The following is a 9,243-nucleotide window of genomic DNA, read 5'->3' as shown; positions in this document are numbered from 1 at the left end:
TACCTGATAACGTTTAACGGTAACGGTGTCCCGAAACGAACCCGTTTCGGGATAATTTCCAAAGTCTGTTCACTGGCATTAGCAACGGAAAATATTGTTCTGAATACGCTTCAGAACAAAACAGGTGCGGTTCCGACAGGAATACCGTTTTAGGGGGATAATATGGCTACATCAGTACAGACAGGTAAAGCTAAGCAGCTCACATTACTCGGATTCTTTGCCATAACGGCATCGATGGTAATGGCTGTTTATGAATACCCTACCTTCGCAACATCGGGCTTTTCATTAGTCTTCTTCCTGCTATTAGGCGGGATTTTATGGTTTATTCCCGTGGGACTTTGTGCTGCGGAAATGGCCACCGTCGACGGCTGGGAAGAAGGTGGTGTCTTCGCCTGGGTATCAAATACTCTGGGTCCGAGATGGGGATTTGCAGCGATCTCATTTGGCTATCTGCAAATCGCCATTGGTTTTATTCCGATGCTCTATTTCGTGTTAGGGGCACTCTCCTACATCCTGAAATGGCCAGCGCTGAATGAAGACCCCATTACCAAAACTATTGCAGCACTCATCATTCTTTGGGCGCTGGCATTAACGCAGTTTGGTGGCACGAAATACACGGCGCGAATTGCTAAAGTTGGCTTCTTCGCCGGTATCCTGTTACCTGCATTTATTTTGATCGCATTAGCGGCTATTTACCTGCACTCCGGTGCCCCCGTTGCTATCGAAATGGATTCGAAGACCTTCTTCCCTGACTTCTCTAAAGTGGGCACACTGGTTGTATTTGTTGCCTTCATTTTGAGTTATATGGGCGTAGAAGCTTCCGCAACTCACGTCAATGAAATGAGCAACCCCGGGCGCGACTATCCACTGGCTATGTTACTGCTGATGGTGGCGGCAATCTGCTTAAGCTCTGTTGGCGGTTTGTCTATTGCGATGGTCATTCCGGGTAATGAAATCAACCTCTCCGCAGGGGTAATGCAAACCTTTACCGTTCTGATGTCCCATGTGGCACCGGAAATTGAGTGGACGGTTCGCGTGATCTCCGCACTGCTGTTGCTGGGTGTTCTGGCGGAAATCGCCTCCTGGATTGTTGGTCCTTCTCGCGGGATGTATGTCACAGCGCAGAAAAACCTGCTGCCAGCGGCATTCGCTAAAATGAACAAAAATGGCGTACCGGTAACGCTGGTCATTTCGCAGCTGGTGATTACTTCTATCGCGTTGATCATCCTCACCAATACCGGTGGCGGTAACAACATGTCCTTCCTGATCGCACTGGCGCTGACGGTGGTGATTTATCTGTGTGCTTATTTCATGCTGTTTATTGGCTACATTGTGTTGGTTCTTAAACATCCTGACTTAAAACGCACATTTAATATCCCTGGTGGTAAAGGGGTGAAACTGGTCGTGGCAATTGTCGGTCTGCTGACTTCAATTATGGCGTTTATTGTTTCCTTCCTGCCGCCGGATAACATCCAGGGTGATTCTACCGATATGTATGTTGAATTACTGGTTGTTAGTTTCCTGGTGGTACTTGCCCTGCCCTTTATTCTCTATGCTGTTCATGATCGTAAAGGCAAAGCGAATACCGGCGTCACTCTGGAGCCAATCAACAGTCAGAACGCACCAAAAGGTCACTTCTTCCTGCACCCGCGTGCACGTTCACCACACTATATTGTGATGAATGACAAGAAACACTAACCATGTCTGAATGGTTATAAGACAAGGGAGCGATAATTCATCGCTCCCTTTTTCGTGCTTGCTGTCGTATTGACTTAACCGGGATAAGTACGAGAATGAGCGCACATCTGTTTACCGGAAACCAGCACATATGGATATCTGCTCCCGAAACAAGAAATTAACGATTAGAAGACCAGCGATACTGGTTGCATTGGCACTTTTACTGTGTAGTTGTAAAAGCACGCCTCCAGAGTCCATGGTGACACCACCAGCAGGTTCAAAGCCACCAGCCACGACGCAACAATCGTCACAACCGATGCGTGGCATCTGGCTGGCCACGGTTTCTCGCCTCGACTGGCCACCGGTTTCCTCGGTTAACATTAGTAATCCCACCAGCCGAGCCCGTGTACAACAACAGGCGATGATCGACAAACTGGATCATCTCCAACGTCTCGGCATAAACACGGTCTTTTTCCAGGTCAAGCCGGACGGTACCGCCCTGTGGCCATCGAAAATTTTGCCGTGGTCCGATCTTATGACCGGTAAGATTGGTGAAAATCCGGGTTACGATCCGCTGCAATTCATGCTCGACGAAGCCCACAAGCGTGGGATGAAAGTACACGCCTGGTTTAACCCCTATCGCGTATCGGTTAATACGAAGCCCGGTACTATCAGGGAACTGAATAGCACTCTGTCTCAACAACCGGCGAGCGTCTATGTGCAACACCGTGACTGGATCAGAACGTCTGGCGATCGCTTTGTCCTCGACCCGGGCATCCCTGAGGTTCAGGACTGGATCACATCAATAGTCGCTGAAGTGGTTTCCCGCTATCCGGTAGATGGCGTGCAGTTTGACGACTATTTCTATACTGAATCACCGGGTTCACGGCTAAATGATAACGAAACGTACCGTAAATACGGAGGCGCATTTGCGTCAAAAGCAGACTGGCGGCGCAACAATACTCAGCAGTTAATTGCAAAGGTATCACACACCATTAAAAGCATTAAGCCGGGAGTCGAATTTGGCGTTAGCCCGGCAGGCGTGTGGCGTAACCGATCACACGATCCGCTCGGTTCCGATACCCGAGGCGCGGCAGCCTATGACGAATCCTACGCTGACACCCGTCGATGGGTGGAACAAGGATTGCTGGATTACATTGCTCCCCAAATTTACTGGCCGTTCTCACGGAGTGCCGCGCGTTATGACGTGTTGGCAAAATGGTGGGCGGATGTCGTTAAACCGACCAGGACCCGCCTGTATATCGGTATCGCCTTCTATAAAGTGGGTGAACCTTCAAAGATAGAGCCAGACTGGATGATTAACGGCGGCGTACCGGAACTGAAAAAGCAGCTCGATCTTAACGATGCGGTACCAGAAATTAGCGGCACCATCTTGTTCCGTGAGGACTATCTGAATAAACCGCAGACTCAACAAGCGGTCAGCTATCTGCAAAGTCGTTGGGGCAGTTAAACTACCATGCTTACTTTGTAACAAGCCGGTGCTTTACCCACCGGCTTGTTACACCTTGTGAAATATCCCACTAGTAATCATGCTTACATAAGTCAAATTAACCACACTTAGTTAAACAGCTATAAATCCCTAATAAAAATGTATGAATATGAAAAACCATACGATATTCGCTGTCACCGAAAAATAATTACGATGGGCTATACTCTTCTGAAGAACAGTAGCGTAGATTGAAACTGTCTTAAGTCGCTTATTTCTTTTCAGTATATCTTCATATTTCAGGAGAATATGGTGCAGTTAGTCGATCTCGCACGTTGCGTTTCGTTTTGATTCCGTCTGATTTCCCAGCCTTATAAGGGTGTGAATTATGGAGATGTATTTTAAAAGAATGAAAGATGAGTGGACCGGACTTGTCGAACAGGCAGATCCTCTCATTCGTGCTAAAGCCGCAGAAATTGCCCTTGCGCATGCTCATTATCTGAGTATCGAGTTTTATCGAATTGTCCGCATCGACCCGCATGCCGAAGAATTCTTGAGTAATGAACAAGTTGAGCGGCAGTTGAAAAGTGCGATGGAACGCTGGATTATTAACGTGCTTTCTGCCCAGGTTGACGATGTCGAAAGGCTAATACAAATCCAGCATACCGTCGCGGAAGTGCATGCCCGCATAGGAATTCCGGTAGAAATTGTCGAGATGGGGTTTCGGGTGCTGAAAAAAATCCTCTATCCGGTAATCTTCTCTTCGGATTATTCCGCCGCAGAAAAACTTCAGGTCTACCATTTCTCGATTAACAGTATTGATATCGCGATGGAAGTGATGACCCGCGCGTTTACCTTTAGTGACAGTAGTGCCTCAAAGGAAGATGAAAACTATCGTATCTTCTCGTTACTGGAAAACGCCGAAGAAGAAAAAGAACGGCAAATAGCCTCAATACTTTCATGGGAAATAGATATTATCTATAAAGTCCTGCTGGATTCTGATTTAGGCAGCAGTTTGCCTTTAAGCCAGGCTGATTTTGGCCTGTGGTTTAACCATAAAGGTCGACATTATTTTAGCGGCATTGCCGAAGTGGGCCATATCTCCCGTCTGATTCAGGATTTCGACGGTATTTTCAATCAAACCATGCGTAACACCAGGATTTTGAATAACAGAAGTTTGCGGGTGAAATTTCTATTACAGATAAGAAATACCGTATCGCAGATTATTACCTTGCTGCGTGAATTGTTTGAAGAAGTATCGCGCCACGAAGTCGGTATGGATGTACTGACGAAATTACTTAACCGCCGTTTCCTGCCGACTATCTTCAAACGCGAAATTGCCCATGCCAACCGGACCGGTACACCGCTGTCAGTGCTGATTATTGACGTTGATAAATTCAAAGAGATCAACGATACGTGGGGCCATAACACTGGCGATGAAATTCTGCGTAAAGTCTCATTCCTCTCGCAGAAGAGATTGGTGAAATCGAAAATATTGGGCGCTGGGTCATCGCGGAAGCTTGCCGTCAGTTAGCAGAATGGCGTAGCCAGAATATTCATATCCCGGCGTTATCCGTGAACTTGTCGGCGCTGCACTTTCGCAGTAATCAGCTGCCTAATCAGGTGTCTGATGCAATGCAAGCCTGGGGTATTGACGGCCACCAGCTGACGGTGGAAATCACGGAAAGCATGATGATGGAACACGATACCGAAATCTTTAAGCGCATTCAGATCCTGCGTGATATGGGCGTGGGTTTATCGGTAGATGATTTTGGCACGGGCTTTTCCGGATTATCCCGCTTAGTCAGTCTTCCGGTAACGGAAATCAAAATTGACAAAAGCTTTGTCGATCGTTGTCTGACGGAAAAACGCATCCTGGCCTTACTTGAAGCCATTACCAGCATTGGGCAAAGCCTCAATTTAACCGTCGTGGCGGAAGGGGTCGAAACCAAAGAGCAATTTGAGATGCTACGTAAGATCCACTGTCGCGTTATTCAGGGATATTTCTTTTCCCGCCCCCTTCCCGCCGAAGAAATTCCAGGCTGGATGAGCAGCGTGTTACCGCTGAAAATCTGACAAATTCCTCTCGCCCGCACTCGCGGGTTTTCCTTTAAGGTGACACTGTCACTTAAATACTGTGATTTCAGCTACGATTCCGGGAGATTCCTTCCTTAACTTTCCCTCTTGCACCAAAACTGCACTACGCTGCACAAATGTTGATCAAAAGTTAAAAAATATAACTTTAAGCCAGCATTCTGGCGCTTATCCCGGCATGGCATGAGATCTGCATAAGCGGAAAGCGCAGCAATTTTTGTCTTATACAGGAACCGTTTATGTCGGATACCACCGAACTGGTTGATTTAGCCGTGATCTTCCCTGATCTGGAGATCGAATTGAAATATGCCTGCGTTGATAACATCACAGGTAAAGCTATTTATCAGCAAGCGCGTTGTCTGCTACATAAAGATGCGATTACCGCGCTGGCGAAAAGTATCAGTATCGCCCAGCTGTCAGGCTTACAACTGGTGATTTACGATGCGTATCGCCCACAACAAGCACAGGCGATGTTGTGGCAAGCCTGCCCAGACCCGCAATATGTTGTTGATGTGACGGTCGGTTCTAATCACAGCCGTGGCACGGCGCTCGACCTGACGCTTCGTGATGACGTGGAGGTGGTGAATGATGCTAAGCGAGGAAACGTCCGCCGTACGCCCACAAAAACAAACGCGATTTAACGGTGCAAAACTGGTATGGATGCTGAAAGGCAGTCCGCTCACCGTGACCGGCGCAGTCATCATTGTATTAATGCGACTGATGATGATTTTTTCACCGTGGCTGGCGACGCATGATCCCAACGCCATTGATTTAACCGCCCGCCTTTTGCCGCCTTCTGCGGCGCACTGGTTTGGCACCGATGAAGTGGGACGCGATCTGTTTAGCCGCGTACTGGTCGGCAGTCAGCAATCAATTCTCGCCGGATTAGTGGTGGTCGCCATTGCGGGTATGATTGGTTCGCTACTCGGATGTCTATCCGGTGTGCTTGGCGGACGCGCAGACGCCATCATCATGCGCATCATGGACATTATGCTGTCGATTCCTTCGTTGGTACTGACAATGGCACTGGCTGCCGCTCTCGGGCCGAGTTTATTTAACGCCATGCTGGCGATTGCTATTGTGCGAATTCCCTTTTATGTGCGCCTGGCGCGGGGGCAAGCATTAGTTGTACGCCAGTATACCTATGTTCAGGCGGCGAAAACCTTTGGCGCGTCTCGTTGGCATCTGATCAACTGGCATATTTTACGTAACTCCCTACCGCCGCTGATCGTGCAGGCATCGCTGGATATCGGTAGCGCGATTTTAATGGCCGCCACGTTGGGATTTATTGGCCTGGGTGCTCAACAACCGAGTGCTGAATGGGGCGCGATGGTAGCGAATGGTCGCAACTATGTACTCGATCAGTGGTGGTATTGCGCATTTCCGGGGGCAGCGATTTTGCTTACCGCCGTCGGGTTTAATCTCTTTGGTGATGGTATTCGCGATCTGCTTGACCCGAAAGCAGGAGGAAAGCAGTCATGACCCAACCCGTTCTGGACATTCAACAGCTGCATTTGAGTTTCCCCGGTTTTAACGGTGATGTTCACGCGCTCAACAATGTGTCCTTGCAGATTAACCGCGGCGAAATTGTCGGTCTGGTGGGAGAATCCGGCTCAGGTAAATCAGTCACCGCAATGCTGATTATGCGTCTGCTACCGACGGGCAGTTATTGCGTACATCGGGGGCAGATTTCACTGCTGGGAGAAGATGTTCTTAACGCTCGGGAAAAACAGCTTCGTCAGTGGCGCGGCGCACGAGTGGCGATGATCTTTCAGGAACCGATGACCGCCCTTAATCCGACACGTCGAATAGGTCTTCAGATGATGGACGTAATCCGCCATCATCAACCAATAAGTCGTCGGGAAGCCAGAGCTAAAGCGATTGCCCTGCTGGAAGAGATGCAAATCCCGGATGCCGTGGAAGTTATGTCGCGCTATCCGTTTGAGCTTTCAGGTGGTATGCGCCAGCGGGTAATGATTGCGCTGGCATTCTCCTGCGAGCCGCAATTGATTATTGCCGACGAACCGACGACGGCGCTGGACGTCACAGTACAGTTGCAGGTACTGCGTTTGCTTAAACATAAAGCACGCGCCAGTGGAACTGCGGTACTGTTCATCAGCCATGATATGGCCGTGGTGTCGCAACTGTGCGATAGCGTTTACGTGATGTATGCCGGAAGCGTAATTGAAAGCGGCGGGACGGCAGACGTTATCCATCATCCCCGGCATCCGTATACCATTGGTTTGCTGCAATGCGCACCAGAACATGGAGTACCACGCCAGCCATTACCCGCCATTCCAGGGACGGTACCAAACCTCACCCATTTGCCTGACGGCTGCGCTTTTCGCGATCGTTGCTATGCGGCAGGTGCACAGTGTGAAAACGTCCCGGCGCTGACAGCGTGTGGTGACAACAACCAGCACTGCGCCTGTTGGTATCCGCAGCAGGAGGTCATAAGTGTCTGACACGTTATTAACGTTACGCGACGTCCATATCAATTTTCCGGCCCGTAAAAACTGGCTTGGTAAATCTACGGAACATGTTCATGCCATTAATGGTATTGATTTACAGATCCGCCGTGGTGAAACCTTAGGGATCGTCGGCGAGTCAGGCTGCGGCAAAAGCACCCTCGCACAGCTTTTAATGGGCATGCTGCAACCGAGCCACGGGCAGTACATCCGTTCAGGCTCACAACGCATTATGCAGATGGTGTTTCAGGACCCGCTCTCTTCGCTTAATCCGCGCTTACCGGTGTGGCGCATCATCACAGAATCGCTCTGGATAGCTAAGCGTAGTAGTGAACAACAGCGGCGAGCGTTGGCAGAGGAGTTGGCTGTGCAGGTGGGTATTCGTCCGGAGTATCTCGACCGCCTGCCTCATGCGTTCTCCGGCGGGCAGCGGCAACGCATCGCCATTGCCAGAGCACTCTCTTCGCAGCCTGACGTGATTGTGCTTGATGAGCCAACCTCGGCGCTGGATATCTCCGTGCAGGCGCAGATCCTCAATTTACTGGTAACGCTACAGGAAAATCACGGGCTGACTTATGTGCTGATTTCACACAATGTCTCGGTGATACGTCATATGAGCGATCGGGTGGCGGTGATGTATCTCGGGCAGATTGTAGAACTGGGCGACGCGCAACAGGTGTTGACTGCTTCGGCACATCCATACACCCGATTATTGCTGGATTCCCTCCCCGCCATTGATAAACCGCTGGAGGAAGAATGAGCATTACGTAAAACGGAGCTGCCGGGAAACCGCACGTTGCCGCAAGGCTGTTTTTTCTACGAACGTTGCCCTCTGGCAACCCACGGATGTGAAGTCCGGCAATCATTAGCAATAAGGGAGGACGGACGTGAGCTCCGGTGCTGGCGGGCGCTGTAGAGATGCTAACAACGCATCAGGCATTCACGCGCCTGACGCGTCATCCGGCAATGCTTTACGATTTCAACTGGTAATCCAGCGTAATTTCCGCTTTCAGTACCTGAGAGACCGGGCATCCTGCTTTTGCTTTCTGGATGATGCCGTCAAAGGTAGAGGCATCAATACCCGGCACCGCAACTTCACTCTTCAGTGCGATTTTCGTAATCGCAAAACCGGCATCCACTTTATCCAGCGACACATCGGCGGTGGTATCAATTGATGTTGGCGTGAATCCCGCTTCCCCCAGCATTAATGAAAGCGCCATTGAGAAACATGCGGCATGCGCTGCGCCAATCAGTTCTTCAGGGTTGGTTCCTTTTTCGCCTTCAAAACGCGTGTTAAATCCATACGGCTGTTGGTTCAGCACGCCGCTCTCGGTGGATACTGTTCCCTTCCCGCGTTTGATATCGCCTTCCCAGTGTGCCTGACCTTTCTTATGGATTGTCATTGTTGCTCTCCTGTGGGCTTAAAAAGGAAATTATAGACTACGTGAGAAACAGCACGAGGATAAGCAGGATATTCCGAATAAAATACGGCGAAAATATTACTTCTGCACTTAAATTAAATTCCCACAATAGATAACCGGGAATATATATCTCAAG

General features: G+C 49.5%; 5 protein-coding genes and 5 pseudogenes. 9 read left to right on the top strand and 1 reads right to left on the bottom strand.

All coding sequences use genetic code 11. The features are described 5' to 3' along the window. The 9 genes and pseudogenes from ACUU1I_RS17680 to ACUU1I_RS17640 form a co-directional block, all read left to right on the top strand. Window positions 1–150: pseudogene (locus ACUU1I_RS17680) on the top strand (glutaminase A); the annotation flags it as partial. Window positions 151–162: 12 nt separating this feature from the next. After that, window positions 163–1,698 (top strand): acid resistance gamma-aminobutyrate antiporter GadC, encoded by a 1,536-nt coding sequence (gadC, locus tag ACUU1I_RS17675; protein WP_000246019.1) that lies wholly within the window; start codon window positions 163–165, stop codon window positions 1,696–1,698. 130 nt (window positions 1,699–1,828) lie between these two features. Then, the gene (locus tag ACUU1I_RS17670) at window positions 1,829–3,148 is read left to right on the top strand and encodes a family 10 glycosylhydrolase (RefSeq protein ID WP_000350395.1); all 1,320 of its coding nucleotides are present in this window, start codon (window positions 1,829–1,831) and stop codon (window positions 3,146–3,148) included. Between the two features lie 364 nt (window positions 3,149–3,512). Next, window positions 3,513–4,583 (top strand): annotated as a pseudogene (dosC, locus tag ACUU1I_RS17665) (diguanylate cyclase DosC); the annotation flags it as partial. Further along, window positions 4,583–5,200 (top strand): annotated as a pseudogene (locus tag ACUU1I_RS17660) (EAL domain-containing protein); the annotation flags it as partial. The pseudogenes dosC and ACUU1I_RS17660, both read left to right, overlap by 1 nt. A gap of 257 nt (window positions 5,201–5,457) precedes the next feature. Further along, window positions 5,458–5,790 (top strand): annotated as a pseudogene (gene ddpX / locus ACUU1I_RS17655) (D-alanyl-D-alanine dipeptidase); the annotation flags it as partial. Between the two features lie 13 nt (window positions 5,791–5,803). Continuing rightward, a complete protein-coding gene (ddpC, locus tag ACUU1I_RS17650; protein WP_000979624.1) occupies window positions 5,804–6,700 on the top strand; it encodes a D,D-dipeptide ABC transporter permease in 897 nt (298 codons plus the stop codon). Then, window positions 6,697–7,683, top strand: coding sequence for an ABC transporter ATP-binding protein (locus ACUU1I_RS17645; protein ID WP_000193536.1), 987 nt, complete (start codon window positions 6,697–6,699; stop codon window positions 7,681–7,683). Before ddpC ends, ACUU1I_RS17645 begins: the two co-directional genes overlap by 4 nt. Next, window positions 7,676–8,602 (top strand): annotated as a pseudogene (locus ACUU1I_RS17640) (oligopeptide/dipeptide ABC transporter ATP-binding protein). The gene ACUU1I_RS17645 and the pseudogene ACUU1I_RS17640 overlap by 8 nt, the downstream one beginning before the upstream one ends. A 55-nt stretch (window positions 8,603–8,657) precedes the next feature. On the opposite strand, the gene osmC reads toward ACUU1I_RS17640, so the two are convergent. After that, window positions 8,658–9,089 carry a peroxiredoxin OsmC gene (osmC, locus tag ACUU1I_RS17635; protein ID WP_000152305.1) on the bottom strand — a complete coding sequence of 144 codons (432 nt, stop codon included), beginning with the start codon at window positions 9,087–9,089 and terminating at the stop codon, window positions 8,658–8,660. Between the last annotated feature and the right edge of the window lie 154 nt (window positions 9,090–9,243).

This window comes from Shigella sp. SIG3 (genome assembly GCF_053555855.1).
The sequence above is the reverse complement of the archived record's forward strand: the minus strand, read 5'-3'. Positions and strand labels throughout refer to the sequence as shown.

Bases quoted from the DNA above. Each gene is read 5' to 3' on its own strand.
- gadC (WP_000246019.1), top strand. From the start codon at position 163: ATGGCTACATCAGTACAGACAGGTAAAGCTAAGCAGCTCACATTACTC.
- ACUU1I_RS17670 (WP_000350395.1), top strand. From the start codon at position 1,829: ATGGATATCTGCTCCCGAAACAAGAAATTAACGATTAGAAGACCAGCG.
- ddpC (WP_000979624.1), top strand. From the start codon at position 5,804: ATGATGCTAAGCGAGGAAACGTCCGCCGTACGCCCACAAAAACAAACG.
- ACUU1I_RS17645 (WP_000193536.1), top strand. From the start codon at position 6,697: ATGACCCAACCCGTTCTGGACATTCAACAGCTGCATTTGAGTTTCCCC.
- osmC (WP_000152305.1), bottom strand. From the start codon at position 9,089: ATGACAATCCATAAGAAAGGTCAGGCACACTGGGAAGGCGATATCAAA.